The organism is Pseudofrankia sp. DC12 (assembly GCF_000966285.1).
In the GTDB taxonomy this organism is placed as follows: domain Bacteria; phylum Actinomycetota; class Actinomycetes; order Frankiales; family Frankiaceae; genus Pseudofrankia.
The window spans coordinates 3,748,676-3,768,887 of the sequence record NZ_KQ031391.1 but is presented as its reverse complement, the minus strand read 5'-3'; the positions used below and the strand labels follow the sequence as shown (position 1 = coordinate 3,768,887).

Here is a 20,212-nt window from a genome sequence, read left to right as displayed (position 1 = left end):
GCCCCCGCCCGGCCCGCCTCTGCCGCCGGCCGGGCGGGGCGCCCGGTCCCTGCCACGCCGCCCCGTTGTCACGGGAGGACCCGCATGCCCAGTCCCGCCCCGCACCGCCCCACGCCGCCGGCCGCCGCGCCGCCCGGCCAGCTCGACCCGCTCATCCTGACCGCGCTGGCCGCCGGCCGGGTCCGCCTCGACCGGGCCGACGCCGACACGGTCATCGACCGCCACCAGCCCGCCGCCGCCGCCCGCGGCAAGCGCCCCACGACCTGCCTGGGCTGCGGGTTCCGCTACCGGACCGGGTCACGCGCCTGCCCGTCATGGGTGTTCCTCACCCGAGGTCTGCGCGCCGCGCTCGCGCTCGTCCCGCCGGCCACGACCACCCGGCCCTGCAAGGTTTGCCGCGGCCCCGTCGAGCTCCCCGCCGCCGACCCCAACCCCCGGCCGGGCGGGGTGGTGTGCGATTCCTGCGCCCACCAGCCCGGCCTGTTCGACGGCCTGTTCGGCGGCGCGGCGTGATCCGCCGGCCGGATGATCCGGCGATGCTGGCCGCCGCGCGGCACTACGCGGCGACGGGCTGGCCGGTGTTCGTCCTGGGACGGACGAAACGCCCCGTCGCCAACTGCCCGCCCTGTCACCAGGCCGGCCGCGACCACGACCGGCAGGCCTGCGCCTGCCTGACGTGCCACGGCTTCTACGCCGCCACCCTCGACCCCGACCGCGCCGCCGCCATGCTCTCCGCGGTCCCAAGGGGGCTACTGGCGATCCGGACCGGCACCGCCGCCGGCCTGGTCGTCATCGACATCGACCCCGCCCATGGCGGTCGCCTCGACCCGGCGCTGATGACCCCAACCGCCGCCGTCGCGTCTGGCGGCGGGGGCTGGCACCTCTACTACGCCCACCCCGGCCCGCCCGTCCTGTCCCGGCCGCTCCCGGGCCGGGACGGCATCGACGTCAAGGCCGACGGCGGCTACGTCGTCGCCCCGCCCTCGACCCACCCCACCAGCCACCGCCCCTACCGCTGGACCGTCCGCCGCGGCGTCGAGGAGATGCCCCCCGCCCTCCACACCGCCGTCACCCGACCATCGGCGCCCACCGCCCAGCCGTCCCACCTGGCCACCCCGAGACCGCCAGCCCGCCCGCCAAGCGCGCGGCGCGGTGGCGGGGGCGGGGGCATCTCCCACCCCGACCTGCTGATGGCCGCGCACCTGTCCGCCGTCGCCCACGCACCCGAAGGCCGCCGCCGCACGACGCTCTACGGCGCCGCCCGCGGTGTCGCCCGGCTCGTCGCCGCCGGCCACCTCGACCCCGGCGACGCCTGCGGCGCACTTGCCGACGCCGGCCGCGCGGCCGATCAGACCGACCGCGACATCCGCGCCGCGATCGGCGGCGGGTTCCGCGACGAAGGAGTCCCGCTATGACCCGGCAGGGCCGATCCACCCCAACCCATCACCCCACCCGGGTCGAAAACGTGGCTCTACGGCCCTCTCAGCGTCTCAGCTACGGCCCCTCGCGGCCCACAGGAGCGACGCTATGACCGTCCAGCCCGAGGGGCCGGGCCTGACCGGTGCGACGCTCCTGGACGCGCTGAGGGCCGCGCTGACCCGCTACGTCATCCTCCCGTCCGACGACGCGACCACCGGAGTCGTCCTGTGGATCGCCGCCAGCCACGCCCAACCCGCCTGGGCACACGCACCCCGGCTCGTCATCCGCGCCCCCGAGAAGCGCTGCGGCAAGTCCCGCCTCCTCGACGTCGTCGAGGCGACCTGCCACCGGCCCCTGATCACCGTCAACGCCACGTCCGCGGCGATCTACCGGAGCATCAACGAGGACCCGCCGACGCTGCTGGTCGACGAAGCGGACACGATCTTCACCGCTGGCAAGGCCGGTGAGGGCAACGAGGATCTGCGCGGGCTGCTGAACGCCGGGCACCAGCGCAACCGGCCGGCGATCCGCTGGGACCACGTCAACCGCCAGCTCGACGAATGCCCCACCTTCGCCATGGCAGCCCTCGCCGGCATCGGCGCCATGCCCGACACGATCGAGGACCGCGCGGTGGTCATCCACATGCGCCGCCGCGCCCCCGGCGAAACCGTCGCCCCCTACCGCCACCGCCGCGACCGCCCCGCCCTGCGCGACCTAGCCGCCGACCTCGAAGCCTGGCTACGCCCCGGCCTGGCCGTACTCGAGAAGGCCGAGCCGGCCATGCCCGTCGAGGACCGGGCTGCGGACACCTGGGAACCGCTCATCGCCGTGGCCGACCACGCCGCCGGCCCCTGGCCCGACCTAGCCCGCCGCGCCGTCCTCGCGCTCACCTCGAACCCCGGCGACGCCGACACCACCTCACTGCGGACCCGGCTGCTCATCGACTGCCGCACCGCCATGACCGGCCTCGACGCGATCCCTACCGCCCGACTCCTGCACGCCCTCAACACCGACCCCGAAGCACCGTGGTCCGAGTCCGGACCGGCCGGACTCACCAGCCACCGACTCGGCGCCATGCTCCGCGAATACGGCATCCAGAGCGCCAACCACCGGTTCCCCGACAGCCAAGCCAAGGGCTACCTCCGCGCCGCCTTCACCGACGCCTGGCAGCGCTACTGCCCACCCGAACCCACCCCGCCCGACGAGGCCCCGCCCGACGTCGAGCCGGGACGGATCGCGGCCCTGGTACGGATCGATCCGTCCCACCGCAACCAAGCGTCCCGCGCTGACCTGCGACGGGACGCTTGGGACGGATGGGACGGCACTCCTGACGAGCCGTTCGACCACGGCCACACCGCCGCCACCGCCTGACGTCGACGACCTCCGAGGAGGACCCGCGCTATGACCGCCCCCACCGCCCCAAAGCTCCTGCTCACCGTCGAGGAAGCCGCCGACGTGCTGGGCCTTGGCCGCACCACGACCTACGCGCTCATAAGGACCGGCGCCCTCAAGTCCGTCCGGATCGGCCGGGCGCGGCGCGTCCGGGTGACCGATCTCGACGCCTACGCCGCCCAGCTCGACGCCGCCGCCTGAGGGGAGCCCAGTGGCCCGGAACCGAAAGGAAGGGACCCGCGCCCCCAACGGCGCGGCGTCCATCTACGAAGGGTCGGACGGACGCTGGCACGGGCGCGTCACCTTGGGCGTCCGCGACGACGGCAAGCCCGACCGACGCCACGTCAGCGCCAAGACCGAGAGCGAGGTCATCGCCAAGGTCCGCAAGCTGGAGCGCGAGCGTGACGCGGGCACGGTCAAGAGGCCAGGGAAGCCCTGGACCGTCACGAAGTGGCTCACGCACTGGATCGAGAACATCGTCCCGGGCACCGTCGCCGACAACACCCTGTCCGGCTACCAGGTGGCCGTACGTGTCCACCTGATCCCGGGAGTCGGCGCTCACCGCCTCGACAAGCTGGAGCCCGAGCACCTGGAGCGGCTCTACGTGAAGATGATCCGTAACGGGAAGAAGTCCGCCACGGCGCACCAGGCCCACCGGACCGTCAGGACTGCGCTCAACGAGGCCAAGCGCCGGGGCTACATAACCCAGAATCCGGCGACGTTGGCCAAGGCCCCCCGCGTCGTCGAGGAGGAGATCGAGCCGTACGGGGTCGCGGAGGTCAAGCGGCTACTCGACGCCGCGGACGATCGGCGGAACAGCGCGCGATGGGCAATCGCGCTCGCGTTCGGTTTGCGACAGGGCGAGACGCTTGGCCTGAAATGGACTGACGTCGACCTCGACGCGGGAGCCCTCCGGGTGCGTCGAAACCGCCTGCGCCCGAAATGGGCGCACGGGTGCGGCGGGACCTGCGGTCAGAAACACGGCGGCTACTGCCCGAAACGGTTCCCGAAGCGCGCCGAGACTGCCGAGACGAAATCCCGCGCAGGCAAGCGTGTCATCGGACTTCCCGACGAGCTGGTCGCGTTGCTGCGCAAGCACCGCGAGACACAAGACCGCGAGCGCCTCGACGCCGCCGACATGTGGGTGGAAGGCGGCTGGTTGTTCGCGACGCCGACCGGCGGTCCGACGAATCCCCGGACGGACTATTCCGAGTGGAAACGGCTTCTGGCCGCCGCCAAGATCCGCGACGGCCGGTTGCATGACGCCAGGCATACCGCGGCGACGGTTCTTCTCCTGCTGGGCGTGCCAGATCGGACCGTGATGGGGATCATGGGGTGGTCCAACACCGCCATGGCGGCGAGGTACCAGCACCTGACCGAGCCCGTCCGCCGGGACGTCGCCGATCGGGTCGGGTCGCTGCTCTGGAAGGACGAACGAGACCAGAAGTGAGACCAAAGCGAACGGCCGGCCCGGTAGGAAGATCAACCGGTCCGGCCGTTTGTGCTGGTCCAAGGGCGGTGGAGGTGGGATTTGAACCCACGGAGGGGTTGCCCCCTCACACGCTTTCGAGGCGTGCGCCCTCGGCCACTAGGCGACTCCACCGCAGGTGAGCTTACTAGACGGAGATGGGCGGATGGAGCCCGGCCGGCGTCGATCTCGTCCGGGTCGGTGGATCAGACCGGGTCAGTCGGGCTCCGTTCTCCGGGGTGTCGACCGAGAGGGGCGCGTCGAGGGGCCAGCCGATGAGATCGGCGTACTCCAGCAGCCTGGCCCCCGCGTTCGCGCTGACGGCGCCGACCACGATGCCCTTCCGGGGGGGTGTACACGGCGACGAGCTCGAGGGCCTTGGGTGAGCCCTCGGCGAGCCGGCAGGTGTCGGCGAGGGCGGGGGCGCCCGACACCCTGCAGCCGGATGCCGAACTGCTCGGTCCAGAAGCGGCGTATCGGCGTGAACGGCGGCGCCACGTCGGGGCCGAGCAGGAGGGCGTCGGCGGCCGCCTGACCGTGCTCGGACGCGGTGATCCAGTACTCGACCCGCCGGGGGTTCCGGTCGACAGCAGGTTCGGCCAGCGGGCCACGTCGCCGGCGGCCACGATCCAGGGGATGACCGCCGGGGCTACCCCCCGTCCATGAAGACGGCGTGGGTGGTGGGCCCGGTCAGCACTCCGTCGCTGATGTCCAGCCCCGAACCCTGCAGCATCCGACTGAGCCAGACCGGACAGCTCGGGCCGGGGAGCCGGGCGGTCGGCGCCAGTCTCCGGCTAACCGCCGGGCGTCCGTCGGGCACACCCTCGCCCGGTCGTCCGACGGTGAACTCGCCCGGGCACTTGGTCCCTCGGGTGGGCGACCACGGCCGCCGGCGACGCGCACTCCCCGTGACCGTTGGCCGCGAGCGGCGCTCCGCCAACTCGCGCCCGAAACACCTCCGGCCGCCGCGTCATGCCTGCTCGCCCGACCCGTCCGGCGCGCCGGTTCCGCGACATCTTCCAGCTACGGGCGGGGCACCGAGGTCCGTCAGGGCCGCCCCTGACGGTTTACGGACCGGGGAGCATTCGCCGGCTTTTCAGGAGAAGAAGTAGCCAGCCGTCCCAGCGTTCGGGAAGTGCGGCTCCGGGTGGGCGGAATCTGCGTGGGTGCGTGCGCCCGGGTGGGTACATCCATGGGCCGGGTTGCAGCGGCCGGCCGGCATGCAATAGTCGGTGCGAAGGAAAAAGAATGCGGATCATGACTTCACTGGAAGGTCGCGGCGCGGCCCCGGAGAATGATTTTTTAAATGCGATGGGCAGCGTTTGTCGATAGATTCTCCGGTGGAGCGTGACGCGCAACCTATCCCCGCCAGGAGGTAATGAAGAATGGCAACGGTTGTGGTGTTCGGCGCGAGCGGCAAGGTTGGCCAGTCCGTCGTCAACGAGGCGATCCGGCGCGGCCACAAGGTCACCGCGGTCGCCCGTGACGAGGCGAAGCTCAGCAAGCTGTCCAGGAAGGCCAACGCCGCTGCCGGTGACGCCACTTCGCGCGACTCGGTGCACAGCCTCGCGGACGGTGCCGACGCGGTCGTCGTGGCCGTCGGCGGCAACGACAAGAAGATCTGGGCGAACAGTGCCCGCACGATGATCGACGCGCTGACCAAGCTGGGCGGCAGCGCGCCGCGCCTCATCCACGTGGGTCACGGCGGCACCCTCGAGGACGGGCAGGGCGCCCGCGTCCTCGACGACCCCGAGTTCCCGAACAACATGCGCAAGGACGCGCTCGGCCAGGCGGAGGCCCTCGACGTGCTGCGGGCTGCCAAGGGCAACGTGCGCTGGACCGTGATCTGCCCGCCGCCGGTGCAACTGGTCCAGGGCAAGCGCCGGGACACCTACCGCACCGGCACCGACCAGCCCGTCCAGGACGGCCGCGGCAACATGGCGATGTCGACCGACGACCTCGCGGTGGCCATCATCGACGAGATCGACAAGGCCAAGCACGTCAACCAGCGGTTCACCATCGGCTACTGACCCACCAGGCCGGGGGATGAACGGCGGCCAGCGGGGGCGGGGTTTCGCGGAGTTCCTCCGTCTACGCCGGCCGTCGACCTCCCCGAAGGTCCGCGCGGCGCGCGCCATTGACACGCGCGCCGCGCGGATGCCATTTCTGTCCTCCATCGGCGTCATCGGCGAATAACGGACAGCGACGTCCGGAAAGACGGCGATGGCCCGAAAATCTCCCGCGGCGTCCGGACGCCGCGGCGGCTCGGTGCGCGCGCCCGTCGGCACCGGTGTCAGCGTCGACCCGAGACGCGGACGTGGCGGACGACTGCCGCCGGCCCTCGGAAGACCGCTCAATGTCGCGCGGCTTCCGAGGGCCTTTTCACGACTTCGGCTCGGGATCGGCGAGCATCGTGTCGAGGATGAGCGCGGTGTCCTTCGGCGTCGTGCGCGGCGAGACGATGGCGAACCGCGCGAGCGTCTCCCCGTCATGCACGGTCGGCGTGACGAAAGCCAGGCCGTCCCGCAACAGCCGGTCGGACCAGGCGTGGTATTGGGCCGACGTCCAGCCGAGCCGGCGGAAGACCACGACGGAGAGCTCCGGCTCGCCGACGAGTTCCAGATAGGTCCTTGCCCGGATCTGGCCGGCGCACAAGGCCGTGGTACGCAGCGCACTCTCGACCGCCTCCGCATAGGCGTCCGTGCCGTGCACCGCGAGCGAGAACCAGAAGGGAAGCCCGCGAGCACGCCGGGACAGCCCGACCGCGAAGTCCGACGGGTTCCAGTCACCCGAACCCAGAACGTCCAGGTAGCCGGCCTGCTGCGTGTGCGCGGCCCGGGCGAGTGCGGGCTCCCGGTAGATCAGCGCGCAGGCGTCGAACGGGGCGAACAACCACTTGTGCGGGTCGACGATCAATGAGTCGGCCAGCTCCAGGCCGTCGAACCGGGCCTTGGCCGATGGCGCGGCCAAGGCAGCGAGCCCGTACGCGCCGTCGACGTGCAACCACAGCCCGCGTTGGCCTGCGGCGTAGGCCAGCCCGCGCAGATCGTCGACCAGACCGAACTGGGTGCTTCCGGCCGTCGCCACGACCGCGAAGACGCCTGCCCGCCGATCGGCCGGCAGGCCGTCGACCGCCGCGGCGAGCGCCGCGCCGGTGAACCGCCCAGCTTCGCTGGACGGGGCGATGACGATGTCGACGTCCATCACCCGGGCCGCCTCAACCAGCGAGGAGTGCGCCTCCTCGCCGCAGACGAAGCTCCAGCGTCCGGGTGGCGACGACGAGCCGTTCGCCTCGGCGGCCGCCGGCGCCGAGCGGCGGGCGCGAGCCGTATGCCGGGCCGCGACCAGCGCGGAGAGGTTCCCCACGGTGCCGCCCGGCACGAAGACACCGCCGGCCGACGAGGGCAGACCGGCGAGATCCGCGAGCCACCGCAGCGCCTGGTTCTCCGCGTAGACCGCGCCAGCGCCCTCCAGCCAGCTGCCCCCGTAGATGGACGAGGCGCCGACTACCAGGTCGAACAGCACGGCGGCCCTTGTCGGCGCCGCCGGGATGAACGACAGGTAGCGCGGATGGTCGGTGGAGATGCAGGCACGGGCCAGCACCTCGTCGAACAACCGCAGTGCCTCGGCGCCACCGAGGCCATCCGGGGTGACCGTCTCGCCCGCACGGGCGGCAAGCTCCGCCGGCGACAGCGGCGCGTCCAGCGGCGCGGGATCGAGCCGCAGGCGTTCCTGCGCATAGGCGATGACGGCGCTGGCCAGCTCGCCCGTACGGGCGTCGTACCGGTGCACCGTGAGTCTTCCCATCCAGCCGGCATCGGGGCAGGCGCGCAGACTGCCGGCAGGCGCCGAAAGGCCCGTCGTCTCGCGCGTTGTCCCGAGGGCTGGCCGGCCCCGTCAGCTGGCCAAAAAGCCCAGACCGGTCATCCGCTCACCCATTTGAATGCCACTTCAGCGAAGCCGTCCGGAATCAATCCCGGACGGTTCTCGCTCAGGCCTCCTGCTTGCCCCTGCGCTGACGAAGGAAGAACCCGCCGGTAGCGAGGGCGACCAGCAGGACGACGATGCCGACACGCTTCATGACAACCTCCGAAGAAGTACCTGTCAAAGACTCAGAACGGCGACAGTGAGCCGCCGTCGGCCGAGCCGGGCGACGTCGCGACAGCCGTCGGTGGGAGGCGTTCGGCCGCACGCCCACGGGCGCACGGCCGGCGTCCTCGGCAGGGCTCCGACGGAATGTCACGGCGAGGTTCCAACCGGCTGGGCCAGAGCATGCCACGCGTTGCCCGACGACGGTGCGGCGGCACCGGCACGTGCCCGGCTTGCCCCAAACATCCGGCGAGCCGCCACGCCCGCTACCAGCGCCGATCCACGCCGCCCGGTCGCCGGTACGACCCGATGTCACCACCGTCACACCGCTACCGGACCTGGTTGGGCTGCCCGTTGCCTGGTTGTTCGACGCCCTTGACCGTTTTTGGATCTGGCGGCGCAGACCGTGCAGCCCCCCGCCCCGAAGCGAGTCCAACCGCCCCCTCAGACGCGTTTCTCGGTCAGATTCGACCGAACAGTGGGGACGGACCCGGTCCGGGTCGCCTGCCGTCCCACGGTCATTTCTGGATCCCAGCCACGCCACAGCCTCAGCACGGCCAGCCTCGCCATGGTGGCCGCCACGGATGGCTCTGGAGCATCCGGACGACGCCCACCTAGGAGGATCATGGACGGCCGCAGGATTGCCAGCCTGACAACGATGGCGCGCCTCACGCGCGAAAGGCGGCCGCTGGCTGGCCGCCCCGGCCCTGGTGCTGGCTCTCGGCGCGTGCGGCACCGGCGGGACCAGCACTGCGCAGGCAGGCAACGCGACCACCGCCGGCTCTGGCGCCTCCGCCGGTGGCGCCAGCAGCGCCATGAGCGCCTACATCTCCTGCCTGGCCCAGAACGGCGTCACCTTGCCGACCCCGTCCGCCGGGACGGGCGGCGGGGCCGGACGGGACAGGGCGGCACGCCGCCGCAGGGCGCCCGCCCGTCGGGGTCGCCGCCTTCCGGGATGCCGAACGGTGGCCAGCGCGCGGGCGGGCCGGGCGGAGGCGGGCCGGGCGGAGGCGGGCCGGGCGGGGCGTTGTCGACCGCGGCACCGGCCGGCGTCGACGCGCAGACCTGGGCCAAGGCCCGCACCGCATGCGCCTCACTCGCGCCGACACCACCAGCGGGCCAGACCGCGGCGCCCAGCGCGCAGCCGACGTCCTGACCGGTGCGCGCCCACGGTCTAACCCACGCGCGCGGGGGCAGTCCGGGACATGCCACGGGCCGCGCCTGGCGGTGGTGCGCCAGGTCAGCGGCCCGTTAGAGATCTTCCGTCACGTATGATCAGGGCGGAGGACGCGGGATTCGAACCCGCGAGGGTGTAAGCCCAACACGCTTTCCAAGCGTGCGCCCTAGGCCACTAGGCGAGTCCTCCGCCGACGAGACTACCGGATCGCGGGAGTGTCTGGGCCAGGGGTCGACCACGGTCCAGCTCAGCTCGGCCTCTCCGGGCAGACCTCTCGTGAGCGAGACGAGGTCCGAGCACCGCTGACCTCGGGTGGCGAGGTCAGCGCCGGACCATGCGCGCCTCGCCGCTCGTTGATCGTGGTTTTCGCCTCCGGCGGCTGTCGCTCTGCCTCGGTGACGACCACTGGAGGGCGAAACGACGGCCTAGGGACGACCGGCCCACCGGCGGGCGGGGCGTTTGCCGGGTTACGGATGGCCTGGGGCCCAGGGCACTCGGAGCCTCGGCGTCAAGATCGGCGCTGGCGGGCTATGCTGCGTGGCAGACCCCTCGTGCGGCGTCATCCTCGTGAACCTCCCCAGGGCCGGAAGGCAGCAAGGATAAGCGGGCTCTGGCGGGTGTGCGGGGGGTCCTCTCGTTGATCGCCCCGCCCGGAAGGTACGGCCCGTCCGGGCCTGCCTAAACTCGGCGCGGTGTTCGACTCGCCCGCTTCGTCCGCCACGGCCGCCGGTGGCATCCAGCTGATGTTCCTGCTCAGCCCCGACGAGCTCGCGACGGCCACTGCCTCGCGAATGCGTTCCCAAGTGCGGCGGGTACGCATCGTCGCGGCAGTGGTCGTACCAGTGGCCGTGTTGCTGGTCGGTGGATCGACTGGGTCGTTTCCGGCCGGAATCACGGTCGCCGCCGTGGGAGCGTTCTACTACTGCTTGTTCTTCTGGCGGTTGTCGCCGCGGCGGGCCGGACGGGCGGCGGTGCGCCGCCAGCTGGCCGACAACCCATGCCTCGCCGGCTCGTTCACTGTCGACGTCGAGCCTGCCGGCGTGCGTGTGCAGACCGCGACGAGCTCCGCGGCGTTCGCGTGGGCTCACTTTCCCTATCGGGCTCAGGCGGACGACCTCATCCTGCTGCTGACCGGCCCCGGCCGGGGCGCTACGGGCCAGCCATTGCCGCTGCGAGCGGTCGCGGAGGCCCACCGGCCGCACCTGCTCGCTCTCCTGTCCGGGCACACCCAGCTGATCCGCTGACCGAGGCCGCGGGGCCACCCAGGTCGGCCGCTCCGGGAGACCTCGGGAGGGCGGGGCCCGTAGTGGCCCGGACGGACGCCCGCGGCAGGAGGGGACAATGGGCACCGCTCGCGACGTAGGCGAGCTCGTTGGGCCAAGCGGGAAGACGGGCGGGGAGACGGGCCAGTGAGCACAGCGCTGTACAACCGGTACCGGCCCGCGACGTTCAGCCAGGTCGTGGGTCAGGAGCACGTGACCTCCGCGCTCATGCAGGCGCTGCGGACCGGCCGGTTGCACCATGCCTACCTGTTCAGCGGTCCGCGCGGCTGTGGCAAGACGTCCTCGGCCCGGATCCTCGCCGCGTCGCTGAACTGCGAGCGCGGGCCGACCCCGGATCCGTGCGGGGTCTGCGACCAGTGCGTGTCCATCCGCACCGGCTCGTCCATGGACGTCACCGAGATCGACGCCGCCTCGCATGGTCTCGTCGACGACGCCCGCGACCTCCGGGAGCGGGCCTTCTTCGCACCCGCGTCGGCGCGCTTCAAGATCTTCGTCGTCGACGAGGCGCACATGGTCACGGCGGCCGCGTTCAACGCGCTGCTCAAGGTGGTCGAGGAGCCGCCGGCCTACCTGAAGTTCGTCTTCGCCACCACCGAGCCGGACAAGGTGATCGCCACCATCCGGTCCCGCACCCACCACTACGCGTTCCGGCTGGTGCCGCCGGGAGTGCTGCGCGACCATCTGGCCTCGGTGGCCGCGCAGGAGGACGTCGACGTCGACCCGGCGGTGCTGCCGCTGGTGGTCCGCGCCGGTGCCGGCTCCGTGCGTGACTCGCTGTCGGTGCTCGACCAGCTGCTCGCCGGGGCCGGCTCGGACGGGCTGCGCTACGACCGGGCGGTCGCCCTGCTCGGCATGACCGACGGCGTGCTGCTGGACGAGACCGTCGACGCGCTGGCGGCTCGGGACGGCGCGACCCTGTTCACCGTCGTCGAGAAGGTCGTCGGCTCGGGGCACGACCCCCGCCGGTTCACCGCCGATCTGCTCGACCGGCTGCGCGACCTCATCATGATCAAGGCGGTGCCGGACGCGGCCGAGCGGGGCCTGCTGGACGCGTTCTCCGCCGACCAGATCGAGCGGATGAAGGCGCAGGCCGGCCGGGTCGGCCCGGCCGAGCTGTCCCGGACCGCGGACGTGCTGCACAACGGCCTCACGGAGATGCGCGGGACAGCTAGTCCGCGCCTGTTGCTGGAACTGGTGGTGGCCCGGGCGCTGTTGCCGGCGGCGGCGACCGATCCGGCGGCCCTGCTCACCCGGCTGGAACGGCTGGAACGAGGCCTCGCCGCCGGCCCGCCGCCGGCGGCACCCGTCGCGCGGGCCGGGGCTGGCGCCCCCCCAACGGCCCCGGGCGGGTCGACCGCCCCCGCCGCCCCGGCCTCCCTCCCGCCCGAGCCTGCCGGGGCGCTCCGGTCGGACACGTCGCGGCCTCAGCCCCCGGCAGGCTCGGCTGGGCCCGCGCCCGACACCCAGCAGCCCGGCAGCCGGGGTGGCGGCCCGACGGCTCCGGCCAGCCCACCCAGCGCCCCGCCGCCCCAAGCCTCGCGGCCCGCCGCCCCGGCGGCACCCGCCCCGCAGGCTCCCGGCGGCGGCGAGGGCGCCGAGGCGGCGACCGTGCGTGCCGTGTGGGACCAGGTGCTCGCGGCGACCCGCCGGCGCAAGCAGACCACCTTCGCGCTGCTCACCGAGTACGCCAGCGTCCTCGACGTCCGCGGGAGCGAGTTGTTCCTCGCCTTCTCCGCGCCGCGGATCGCGCAGATGTTCGGCCAGGGCACCCACATCGACGTGCTCTGCGAGGCGCTCGCGGAGCAGCTCGGCGGCGGCTGGCGCGTGACGATCGGCGAGCCTGGCGGCGGCCGGCCCGGGGCTGGCGGCCCTCGTGGCGGGCCAGCTCGGCCGCCGGCCACGCCGTCCGGCGGTGGCTACCCCTCCATGCCAGGGGCTTCGCCCAATCCGGCCCCGCCGCCGAACAGCACCCCCCGGCCGCCGGCCGGCTTCACTCCGGCCACGCCCGGTGGCGGTCTCGCGCCGCAGGCCCCGGGACGCTTCGGCGCCGCCGCCCGGGGCAGCAGCGCGCCCGCGGCCCTGGGCGGGCACAGCGCGACCACCGGCCCAGGCGGTGGTTCGGTTCCGTCGGCTTCCGGCCCCGCCGTCGCCACCGCCGTTCGCGGGCCGCTCGGCCCCGGCCTGGACCCGTCCGCCGGCAGCGCACTGCCCCAGGTCCCGCAGGCCGCCTCCCCCGCGGGGGTCGCGACGACCGCCTACGCCCACCAGGCCGGCGCCGGCCTGGCCGGTACCCCCGGGACCGCCCCGGTCACGCTCGGCGGCAACCTGGGCGGCCTCGCACCGGCCGCCCCCGGAACAGCCCCCGCCGGGGTGGCCGAGTCGGGCGGGCCCGACGAGCCTTCGCTGGACGACGAGGACGCTCCCGCGCACGCGGGCTCGACGCTGACCGGCGAAGCGGCCGCCATGGAGCTGCTGCGGGTCGGGCTCGGCGCCACCGTCATGGAGCAACGTGGTGCCACCTGAACCTGTCGTCCCCGGGACGTAGGATCATGGTCATGTCGAGTCCAGGCGAGCCGTTCGGGAACACGTGGCCTGCTGGAGGTTCCGTACCTGCTGGCAGTTCAGGCCCTGCCGGTGGCACGGGCGACGGGCTCGGCGGCTTCGGCGCGATCTTCGAGCAGGCGCAGAAGATGCAGGCGGCGATGGTCGCCGCGCAGCGAGAGCTCGCCGAGGCCCGGATCGACGGCAGCGCCGGCGGCGGGCTCGTCACGGCGACGGTCAACGGCGGCGGTGAGCTGGTCGCGTTGACGATCAGCCCGAAGGCGGTCGACGCGGAGGACACCGAGACGCTGGCCGACCTGGTGCTGGCCGCCGTCCGGGACGCGACGACGAACGCCCACAAGCTGGCCGAGGAAAAGATGGCCGGGGTCACCGGCGGGCTCGGCGGCATGTTGGGTGGGCTCGGCGGCGGGCTCCCGGGGCTGCCCGGCGGGATCTCCGGGCTCGGCGGCTGACGGCGTCTGCCAGGCCGGACCGGCCACGGCACCGACGGCCACCAGAGCACCGACCACCGAGGCACCGACCACCGAGGCACCGAGGCACCGAGGCACCGAATCACGACGGCTCTGTCCGGACCACGGCAGTGACGACCAGGCGTTGGACAACGGCGCTGACGGCGCGGGAACGGTAAGGCACACGTGTACGAAGGCGTCGTCCAGGATCTGATCGACGAGCTCGGAGCGCTGCCCGGGATCGGTCCGAAGAGCGCGCAGCGCATCGCGTTCCACATCCTCGCGGCGGATCCGGCCGACGTCCGGCGGCTGGCCAAGGCGCTGATCGAGGTCAAGGAGAAGGTCCAGTTCTGCCGGATCTGCTTCAACGTGGCCCAGGCCGAGCTGTGCCGGATCTGTTCCGACCCGCGCCGTGACACGACCGTGCTCTGTGTCGTCGAGGAGCCGAAGGACGTCGTCGCGATCGAGCGCACTCGAGAGTTCCGCGGCCGCTACCACGTGCTCGGGGGAGCGATCAACCCGATCGGCGGGGTCGGCCCGGATGACCTGCACATCCGAGAACTGATCGCCCGGCTGGCGGATGGCACGGTCACCGAGCTGATCCTCGCGACTGACCCGAACACCGAGGGCGAGGTCACCGCGAGCTACCTGGCCCGCCAGATCGGCCCGATGGGGCTGACGGTAAGCCGGCTGGCGAGCGGTCTGCCAATGGGCGGCGACCTGGAGTGGGCCGACGAGGTCACCCTGGGCCGCGCCTTCGAGGGCCGCCGCGTCGTCGCCGGCTAGCACCGATCTCGCGAAGGCCCCGTTACCTCGATCGCTGTCTCGCCCCTCTGGTGGCTACGAAACAGCCTCGGCTGCGACCATCCGAGGGCCGAAACGGAGATCAGGACGCCGCCGAGACCGGGTCAGCCTCGTCGGAGGCGGTACCAACCGGCCCGCGGGCTCAGAAGCCGAGGATGGGTGCGTAGGTCGAGCTGGGCAGGGACGCGAGGGTCGCGAGGACGACGCTGACGTCGAGCTTGTCGGCATCAGGTTCGAAGTGCCCGACCATGCCGCGGGTCAGGTAGACCGGGCGGTCGCCACGACTGACCCGGACGCCGAAGACGCCGGTCGCCCGTAGCCACCAGACCCGGTCGGCGGCGCGGATGCGGACCTGCCGGTTGTCCCGGCGCAGGCCGGCCGTCGCCCTGGTCAGCCGGCCTGCCTCGGCCGGCGGGCGGGCCGGCTGGTCGAGGCTTCCGGCGAAGTCCCGGTCCGGGGCGCGCACCACCAGCCGGGCCGGTGCGTCCGCGAGCTCGATCAGCGGGCTCTCGAGCGAGACCTCCGAGTCCGCCGGCCACACCGTCACCGGCCACACCCCCGCGCCGGCCAGCACCCGGGCGCCGAGCCGGCCGGCCCGTGGATGCCCGGGCGGCAGCAGCGCCCCGACTGCGGATCCCACCCCGTCGAGCTGCCAGACAACCGAGACAACCGCGCCGGCCGGCAGGTCCGTCAGCCCCTGCTCGCCGCGCGCCAGGCCGTCGGCGCAGCGCCGGGGCAACATCCGCACCAGCCGGGCCGGGACCGGCTCGTCGCCGGCCATCGCGGGAGCGAGGCAGGACCCTCGGGAGCCCTGTGCGCCAGCGAGGCGGCGTAAGCCGGCGGAGAGCTGGCCCAGCGTCAGGGGGCGGGGTTCCCCGCCGGTCAGACTGACCATGTCTCGCTGGCGCCTCCTTCGGCCGTCACCGGCGCGGGCATCGGGGCACTCCCCCGGTGGCCCGGCCGCACGGTCCTAGCCGACGCACGCTCCGTCGGGCTGGGTCGACAGTCTGCCATCCGTCCCTTACAGAATGCAATACCTGCCATGTCGGCGGCAGATTCTGGCATTCGACGGCCAGCCGAGCTATCCGACCCGCGAACTCGGGAATGACGATCTGCGCACCGCCCACCGACGACGCCTCTCGCCCGCCGCGGGCCCGGCGGAACCCGAGCGGGCCGGAAGCCGGCTCTCGCTCGGGGCTACAGGGCCCGTACCGACCCCCGGTCGTCCGCCACGGCGGGACGAATGGCAGCGTGGAGGATGCGGCCACGCGGAGCCGTCACGTCAGGAGCGGATCAGATGATCATCAGTTCGCACGTCGGGGCGGGCGCCTTCGTCGGCATGGCCGTCCGCCAGCCGGGAGCGGCGCTCGCCGCCGGCTTCCTGTCGCACCTCGTGATGGACGCGCTGCCGCACTGGGGCCTCGGGCCGAACACCGAGAGCGAGTGGATGCCGATCGCGAAGGTGGACGGTATCGCGGGGCTGTCCGCGATGGCGCTGCTCACGGCGTCGGCGCCTGCCGAGGCCCGGCTGGCCGTGCTCGCCGGGATGACCGGCGCCTGCCTGCCGGACACGGACAAGGTTGGCCGGTTCTTCTTCGGCCAGAGCCCGTGGCCGGCGAAGTTCGACCGTTTCCACGAGCTGATCCAGAACGAGGCTCGCCACCGTCTGCCCCGCGAGGTCGCCACCGCCGCGGCGCTGACCGTCCTGGGCACGGCGGCGCTCCGGGTCTGGAAGGCGCGCGCCGCGCGGTTGGAGCTCAGCGAGGTGGAGCCCGCCGAGGCGCTGGCCGCGGCCTGACCGCCACCGCCGGTCAGCGGTCCGGCTCGGGGAACAGCACGGCCGCACCGGTGACCCGGTCGGCCGCGAGGTCGGCCAGTGCCCGGTCGGCGGCGGCCAGCGGGTAGGGCGCGACCGTGACCGCCAGCTGGTGCCGGGCCGCGATCTCGAGGAACTCCCGGCCGTCGGCCCGCGTGTTCGCCGTCGTGCTGCGCACCGACCGCTCCTGGAACAGGTGGCGCTGATAGTTGAGCGTCGGGACGTCGGAGAGGTGGATCCCGGCGACGGAGAGGGTTCCGCCTCGGTCGAGCGCTTCCAGCGCGACGGGCACCAGGTCGCCGACCGGGGCGAACAGCACCGCGGCATCCAGTGGCTCCGGCGGGGCATCGTAGGCGCCGGTCACCGACGCGGCGCCCAGCTCGGTCGCGAGCCGCCGGGCGTCCGCCGACCGGGTCATCACGTGCACGATCGCCCCCTCGGCGAGCGCGACCTGCGCGGCGAGGTGAGCCGACGCCCCGAAGCCGTAGATCCCCAGCCGGCCACCCGGCGGTAGCTGGGCCCGACGCAGCGCGCGGTAGCCGACGATGCCGGCGCACAGTAGCGGGGCCAGCTCGCCGTCGCTGTAACCGGGGGGCAGCTGGTAGGCGTAGGCGGCGCTCACGACGGCAAACTCGGCGTATCCACCATCGGCGTCCCAGCCGGTATAGGTGGACGCCGGGCACAGGTTCTCGTCGCCCCGGCGGCAGTAGCGGCACGTACCGTCGGTCCCGGCGAGCCAGGCGATGCCGAGCCGGCCGCCCGGGCCGAGACCGGGCCACAGCTCGCCTGGGTCGACCCCCGGCCCCACGCCGTCGAGCCGGCCGACGACCTCATGGCCCGGAATCGTGAACGGCCGACGCGGGGCCAGATCCCCCTCGGCCAGATGAAGGTCCGTCCGGCAGACCCCGCAGGCCATCACCCGCACCCGCACCTGGCCCGGCCCCGGCTCGGGCACAGGCACCTCAACCCGCCGCAACGGCCTGGAGGCAGCCGGCCCGGGCGTCGTGACCTGCCACCCGGTCATCATCCCCGTCACCACACCCCAAGGCTCCCACCACAAGCGAAGGGGTGCCCGCCCTCAGGCAGACACCCCTTCCAACCAAACGACGGCGCCAAGGAGCGCGCCAACGCCCGCCCCCTGTCGGAAGCGGACGACGGCTCTCAACCGAACGCCCGCCACCGAACAGCGCAACCCAGCGCCGAACCCGGCTCCGGACCAGGCTGACCTCCGACTTCCGGGCCAGCCTGGGACGAGCGCAGGGAGGGCGCTCAGCGCCCGACGTTTGACCGCCGAGTGGTCGCGCCAGCGACCTTCGAGGCGGTCAAACGTTGACGCCGTAGTCGCGGGCGAGGCCGGCGAGGTCGTTGTGGCCCTGGCCGACGGCGCGGAACTTCCACTCGGCGCCGTTGCGGTAGACCTCGCCGAAGATGACGACCGTCTCGGTCGAGTAGTCCTCGGACAGGTCGTAGCGGACCAGCTCGGTGCCGGTCTGGTCGGCGACGCGGATGTAGGCGTTGCGGACCTGGCCGAAGTTCTGCGCCCGGTTGACGGCGTCGTAGATGGACACCGGGATCACGATCTTGGTGATGTCGGCCGGGACGCTGGCCAGGGTGATGGCGATCGACTCGTCGTCCCCCTCGCCCTCGCCGGTCCGGTTGTCGCCGGACAGCACGATCGCGTCCTCCGGCGACTTCAGGTTGTTGAAGAAGACGAAGTGCCCGTCGGAGAAGACCTTGTCGCTCGCGTTGACGCCGATCGCCGACGCGTCGAGGTCGAACTCCGTTCCGGTGGTCGTGCGGGCATCCCAGCCCAGACCGACGGTCAGGGTCGTGAGTGCCCCGGTGCCGGCCTCCGCCGCCGTCTTCGTCAGGCTGACGTTGCCGCCCTTGGCGAGACTGATGGCCATATTGACGTCCTTCCTGGCCGATTCCCACATGCGTCGCCGGCCATGACGAGAAGCTGCTACTGAGCAGTAGTGAGTACTGGGCAGTGGCGAACACTCTGACACAGGCAGTGGTGCGACTTCTCCGCTCGTCGCCCGCCAGACACCGCCACTGACCCGTCTGGGCCGCTCTAACCCAGACCTGCGCCGTATCACCAAAACAGGCAACCGCAACCGTACCGAAAGACCAACGAAACCTCTCCCGTGACCCACCGGGCCGGCGCGTCCCCCCGGATGGCACATCCACGTCGATGACCGGACCCGCCGGCCCAGCCGCCGGCGATGACGGATGTCATCCCGAGCTCGTGACGGTCATGACTGACCTTGGTCCGGCCCGAAGCGGCACTCTGCTCACATGCCCAGCGACCATCTGTCAGCGCCGCCCGACCGCCGCGAGCGGGCCCCTCTCGCCGCCACCGCCGCGCCGGCCCCGATCGCCCTGAGCGGTGTACGCCGCAGCTACGGCGCCACCAAGGCGGTCGACGGCGTCAGCCTCACCGTCCCCGCCGGCCAGGTCATCGCCCTGCTCGGGCCGAACGGCGCCGGCAAGTCGACCACGATCGACATGCTGCTCGGCCTGACCCGCCCGGACGCCGGCACGGTCAGCCTCTTCGGGCGCTCACCCCGGCAGGCCTGCGCCGACGGCCTCGTCGCGGCGATGCTGCAGAACGGCGGCCTGCTGCCGTTCGTCACCGTCGAGACGATGCTCAACGCGCTGCGCGGCCTGTACCCCCGCCCGTTGAGCGTCGCCGAGGCGCTGCGCCGGGCCGGCGCGGCCGAGCTCGCCGGTGCGCGCACCGAGCGGCTGTCCGGCGGCCAGCGCCAGCGGGTGCGGTTCGCCGTCGCGCTGCTGCCCGACCCTGCCCTGCTGGTGCTCGACGAACCGACCGCCGCGATGGACGTCTCGGCCCGCAGGTCGTTCTGGGCCGCGACGCGGGCCTGGGCCGCCGAGGGCCGCACCGTGCTGTTCGCGACGCACTACCTGGCCGAGGCGGACGACTTCGCCGACCGGATCGTGCTGCTGCGCTCGGGGCGAGTCGTCGCCGACGGGCCGACGACCGAGGTCAAGGCGCTCGTCGGCGGCCGGACGATCCGGGCCACCCTGCCTGGCGTCGACGACACCGGGATCGCCACGCTCGACGGCCTGCCGGGCGTGAGCCGGGCCGCCCGCCGCGGCGACACGATCGAGCTGCGCTGCTCCGACAGCGACGCGGCCCTGCGGGCGCTGCTCGACGCGGCCCCGACCGTGCGCGACATCGAGATCTCCGGCGCCGCCCTGGAGGAGGCGTTCCTCGCCCTCACCTCCGACCAGGCGTCGGCAGCTGACCGGCCGCTGGCGCTGCCCCGCCCCGCCTCGCCCACCGGCGCGGACACCGACGCCGCTCCGAAGGAGACCGCCCGATGAACGGCACGCTGTTGATCGCCCGCTACACCCGGTTCGAGATGGGCCGGATCTTCCGCAACCCCCGCTTCCTCATCTTCAGCATGGCCCTGCCGGTGATCATGTTCGCCGCGTTCACGGCGACGGACCCGACCGACACGCTCGGCCCGATCACCGTCGGCCCCTACATCATGATCAGCATGGCCAGCTTCGGCGCCATGATGGCCGTCGTCGCGATCGGCACCCGCATCGCGCTGGAACGCGCCGGCGGCTGGAGCCGCCAGCTGCGGCTGACCGCGCTCACCGGCCCGCAGTACCTGGTCTGCAAGGTCCTCGGCGGCTTCACTCTCGCGCTACCCGCGCTGATCGCGGTGTTCATCGAGGCGGTCGTGCTCGGCCGCCCGCGGTGAGCGGGTCGTCGACCCGACG

18 protein-coding genes, 2 tRNA genes and 1 other RNA gene are annotated in these 20,212 nt (G+C 73.0%); 15 read left to right on the top strand and 6 right to left on the bottom strand.

Features of this window, described 5'->3' with window-relative positions; genetic code table 11:
- Window positions 1–84 precede the first annotated feature (84 nt).
- From FRADC12_RS14965 to FRADC12_RS14945, 5 genes are all read left to right on the top strand, one after another.
- On the top strand, window positions 85–513 hold the full coding sequence (locus FRADC12_RS14965; RefSeq protein WP_045877111.1) for a hypothetical protein: 429 nt from the start codon (window positions 85–87) through the stop codon (window positions 511–513).
- Window positions 514–536: 23 nt separating this feature from the next.
- The gene (locus tag FRADC12_RS14960) at window positions 537–1,415 is read left to right on the top strand and encodes a bifunctional DNA primase/polymerase (protein ID WP_045879628.1); all 879 of its coding nucleotides are present in this window, start codon (window positions 537–539) and stop codon (window positions 1,413–1,415) included.
- A 112-nt stretch (window positions 1,416–1,527) separates the two neighbouring features.
- The gene (locus tag FRADC12_RS14955; protein ID WP_198152910.1) at window positions 1,528–2,790 is read left to right on the top strand and encodes a DUF3631 domain-containing protein; all 1,263 of its coding nucleotides are present in this window, start codon (window positions 1,528–1,530) and stop codon (window positions 2,788–2,790) included.
- A 30-nt stretch (window positions 2,791–2,820) separates the two neighbouring features.
- On the top strand, window positions 2,821–3,012 hold the full coding sequence (locus tag FRADC12_RS14950; protein ID WP_045877110.1) for a helix-turn-helix domain-containing protein: 192 nt from the start codon (window positions 2,821–2,823) through the stop codon (window positions 3,010–3,012).
- 10 nt (window positions 3,013–3,022) lie between these two features.
- Window positions 3,023–4,261 carry a tyrosine-type recombinase/integrase gene (locus tag FRADC12_RS14945; RefSeq protein ID WP_045877109.1) on the top strand — a complete coding sequence of 413 codons (1,239 nt, stop codon included), beginning with the start codon at window positions 3,023–3,025 and terminating at the stop codon, window positions 4,259–4,261.
- A gap of 66 nt (window positions 4,262–4,327) precedes the next feature.
- Here the strand turns inward: FRADC12_RS14945 and FRADC12_RS14940 are convergent.
- Window positions 4,328–4,414: transfer RNA gene (locus FRADC12_RS14940), tRNA-Ser, on the bottom strand.
- Between the two features lie 270 nt (window positions 4,415–4,684).
- Here FRADC12_RS14940 and FRADC12_RS31330 point away from each other — a divergent pair.
- Both FRADC12_RS31330 and FRADC12_RS14925 read left to right on the top strand, forming a co-directional pair.
- Complete coding sequence (locus FRADC12_RS31330; RefSeq protein ID WP_157488867.1) at window positions 4,685–4,945, top strand: hypothetical protein; 261 nt, start codon at window positions 4,685–4,687, stop codon at window positions 4,943–4,945.
- A gap of 719 nt (window positions 4,946–5,664) precedes the next feature.
- Window positions 5,665–6,309: an NAD(P)-dependent oxidoreductase gene (locus tag FRADC12_RS14925; RefSeq protein ID WP_045877106.1), complete on the top strand. Its 645-nt coding sequence runs from the start codon at window positions 5,665–5,667 to the stop codon at window positions 6,307–6,309.
- 352 nt (window positions 6,310–6,661) lie between these two features.
- On the opposite strand, the gene FRADC12_RS14920 is transcribed toward FRADC12_RS14925, so the two are convergent.
- Together FRADC12_RS14920 and FRADC12_RS14915 are read right to left on the bottom strand one after the other, a co-directional pair.
- Complete coding sequence (locus tag FRADC12_RS14920) at window positions 6,662–8,086, bottom strand: pyridoxal phosphate-dependent decarboxylase family protein (protein WP_045877105.1); 1,425 nt, start codon at window positions 8,084–8,086, stop codon at window positions 6,662–6,664.
- A 1,563-nt stretch (window positions 8,087–9,649) separates the two neighbouring features.
- A tRNA-Ser gene (locus FRADC12_RS14915) sits at window positions 9,650–9,734 on the bottom strand.
- A gap of 351 nt (window positions 9,735–10,085) precedes the next feature.
- Here FRADC12_RS14915 and ffs point away from each other — a divergent pair.
- The 5 genes from ffs (at window position 10,086) to recR (ending at window position 14,625) form a co-directional block, all read left to right on the top strand.
- Window positions 10,086–10,182: signal recognition particle sRNA small type (ffs, locus tag FRADC12_RS29865), an RNA gene on the top strand.
- A 55-nt stretch (window positions 10,183–10,237) separates the two neighbouring features.
- A complete protein-coding gene (locus FRADC12_RS14910) occupies window positions 10,238–10,789 on the top strand; it encodes a hypothetical protein (protein ID WP_045877104.1) in 552 nt (183 codons plus the stop codon).
- A gap of 165 nt (window positions 10,790–10,954) precedes the next feature.
- Entirely contained in the window at window positions 10,955–13,351 is a 2,397-nt protein-coding gene (locus tag FRADC12_RS14905; protein ID WP_045877103.1) for a DNA polymerase III subunit gamma and tau, read from the top strand.
- 26 nt (window positions 13,352–13,377) lie between these two features.
- A complete protein-coding gene (locus FRADC12_RS14900; protein ID WP_084010769.1) occupies window positions 13,378–13,842 on the top strand; it encodes a YbaB/EbfC family nucleoid-associated protein in 465 nt (154 codons plus the stop codon).
- A gap of 183 nt (window positions 13,843–14,025) precedes the next feature.
- Window positions 14,026–14,625, top strand: coding sequence for a recombination mediator RecR (gene recR / locus FRADC12_RS14895; RefSeq protein WP_045877101.1), 600 nt, complete (start codon window positions 14,026–14,028; stop codon window positions 14,623–14,625).
- 160 nt (window positions 14,626–14,785) lie between these two features.
- Here recR and FRADC12_RS14890 read toward each other — a convergent pair whose 3' ends face one another.
- Window positions 14,786–15,538, bottom strand: coding sequence for a hypothetical protein (locus FRADC12_RS14890; protein ID WP_232303811.1), 753 nt, complete (start codon window positions 15,536–15,538; stop codon window positions 14,786–14,788).
- A gap of 402 nt (window positions 15,539–15,940) precedes the next feature.
- Here FRADC12_RS14890 and FRADC12_RS14885 point away from each other — a divergent pair, with 402 nt between their 5' ends.
- The gene (locus FRADC12_RS14885; protein WP_045877100.1) at window positions 15,941–16,441 is read left to right on the top strand and encodes a hypothetical protein; all 501 of its coding nucleotides are present in this window, start codon (window positions 15,941–15,943) and stop codon (window positions 16,439–16,441) included.
- Between the two features lie 13 nt (window positions 16,442–16,454).
- On the opposite strand, the gene FRADC12_RS14880 is transcribed toward FRADC12_RS14885, so the two are convergent.
- Complete coding sequence (locus FRADC12_RS14880) at window positions 16,455–17,483, bottom strand: zinc-binding alcohol dehydrogenase family protein (RefSeq protein ID WP_045879626.1); 1,029 nt, start codon at window positions 17,481–17,483, stop codon at window positions 16,455–16,457.
- Window positions 17,484–17,781: 298 nt separating this feature from the next.
- Window positions 17,782–18,366 carry a TerD family protein gene (locus FRADC12_RS14875; RefSeq protein WP_045877099.1) on the bottom strand — a complete coding sequence of 195 codons (585 nt, stop codon included), beginning with the start codon at window positions 18,364–18,366 and terminating at the stop codon, window positions 17,782–17,784.
- Between the two features lie 391 nt (window positions 18,367–18,757).
- Here FRADC12_RS14875 and FRADC12_RS14870 point away from each other — a divergent pair, with 391 nt between their 5' ends.
- Both FRADC12_RS14870 and FRADC12_RS14865 read left to right on the top strand, forming a co-directional pair.
- Entirely contained in the window at window positions 18,758–19,807 is a 1,050-nt protein-coding gene (locus FRADC12_RS14870) for an ABC transporter ATP-binding protein (RefSeq protein ID WP_052710924.1), read from the top strand.
- Window positions 19,804–20,193, top strand: coding sequence for a hypothetical protein (locus FRADC12_RS14865; protein WP_232303810.1), 390 nt, complete (start codon window positions 19,804–19,806; stop codon window positions 20,191–20,193). Before FRADC12_RS14870 ends, FRADC12_RS14865 begins: the two co-directional genes overlap by 4 nt.
- Window positions 20,194–20,212: the final 19 nt, after the last annotated feature.

Excerpts from the sequence above, each read along its gene's own strand:
- FRADC12_RS14885 (WP_045877100.1), top strand. The coding sequence starts at position 15,941 with ATGATCATCAGTTCGCACGTCGGGGCGGGCGCCTTCGTCGGCATGGCC.
- FRADC12_RS14960 (WP_045879628.1), top strand. The coding sequence starts at position 537 with ATGCTGGCCGCCGCGCGGCACTACGCGGCGACGGGCTGGCCGGTGTTC.
- FRADC12_RS14890 (WP_232303811.1), bottom strand. The coding sequence starts at position 15,538 with ATGGTCAGTCTGACCGGCGGGGAACCCCGCCCCCTGACGCTGGGCCAG.
- FRADC12_RS14865 (WP_232303810.1), top strand. The coding sequence starts at position 19,804 with ATGAACGGCACGCTGTTGATCGCCCGCTACACCCGGTTCGAGATGGGC.
- FRADC12_RS14950 (WP_045877110.1), top strand. The coding sequence starts at position 2,821 with ATGACCGCCCCCACCGCCCCAAAGCTCCTGCTCACCGTCGAGGAAGCC.
- FRADC12_RS14880 (WP_045879626.1), bottom strand. The coding sequence starts at position 17,483 with ATGACCGGGTGGCAGGTCACGACGCCCGGGCCGGCTGCCTCCAGGCCG.
- FRADC12_RS14925 (WP_045877106.1), top strand. The coding sequence starts at position 5,665 with ATGGCAACGGTTGTGGTGTTCGGCGCGAGCGGCAAGGTTGGCCAGTCC.
- FRADC12_RS14955 (WP_198152910.1), top strand. The coding sequence starts at position 1,528 with ATGACCGTCCAGCCCGAGGGGCCGGGCCTGACCGGTGCGACGCTCCTG.
- FRADC12_RS14965 (WP_045877111.1), top strand. The coding sequence starts at position 85 with ATGCCCAGTCCCGCCCCGCACCGCCCCACGCCGCCGGCCGCCGCGCCG.
- FRADC12_RS14920 (WP_045877105.1), bottom strand. The coding sequence starts at position 8,086 with ATGGGAAGACTCACGGTGCACCGGTACGACGCCCGTACGGGCGAGCTG.
- FRADC12_RS14870 (WP_052710924.1), top strand. The coding sequence starts at position 18,758 with ATGCCCAGCGACCATCTGTCAGCGCCGCCCGACCGCCGCGAGCGGGCC.
- FRADC12_RS14875 (WP_045877099.1), bottom strand. The coding sequence starts at position 18,366 with ATGGCCATCAGTCTCGCCAAGGGCGGCAACGTCAGCCTGACGAAGACG.
- FRADC12_RS14900 (WP_084010769.1), top strand. The coding sequence starts at position 13,378 with ATGGTCATGTCGAGTCCAGGCGAGCCGTTCGGGAACACGTGGCCTGCT.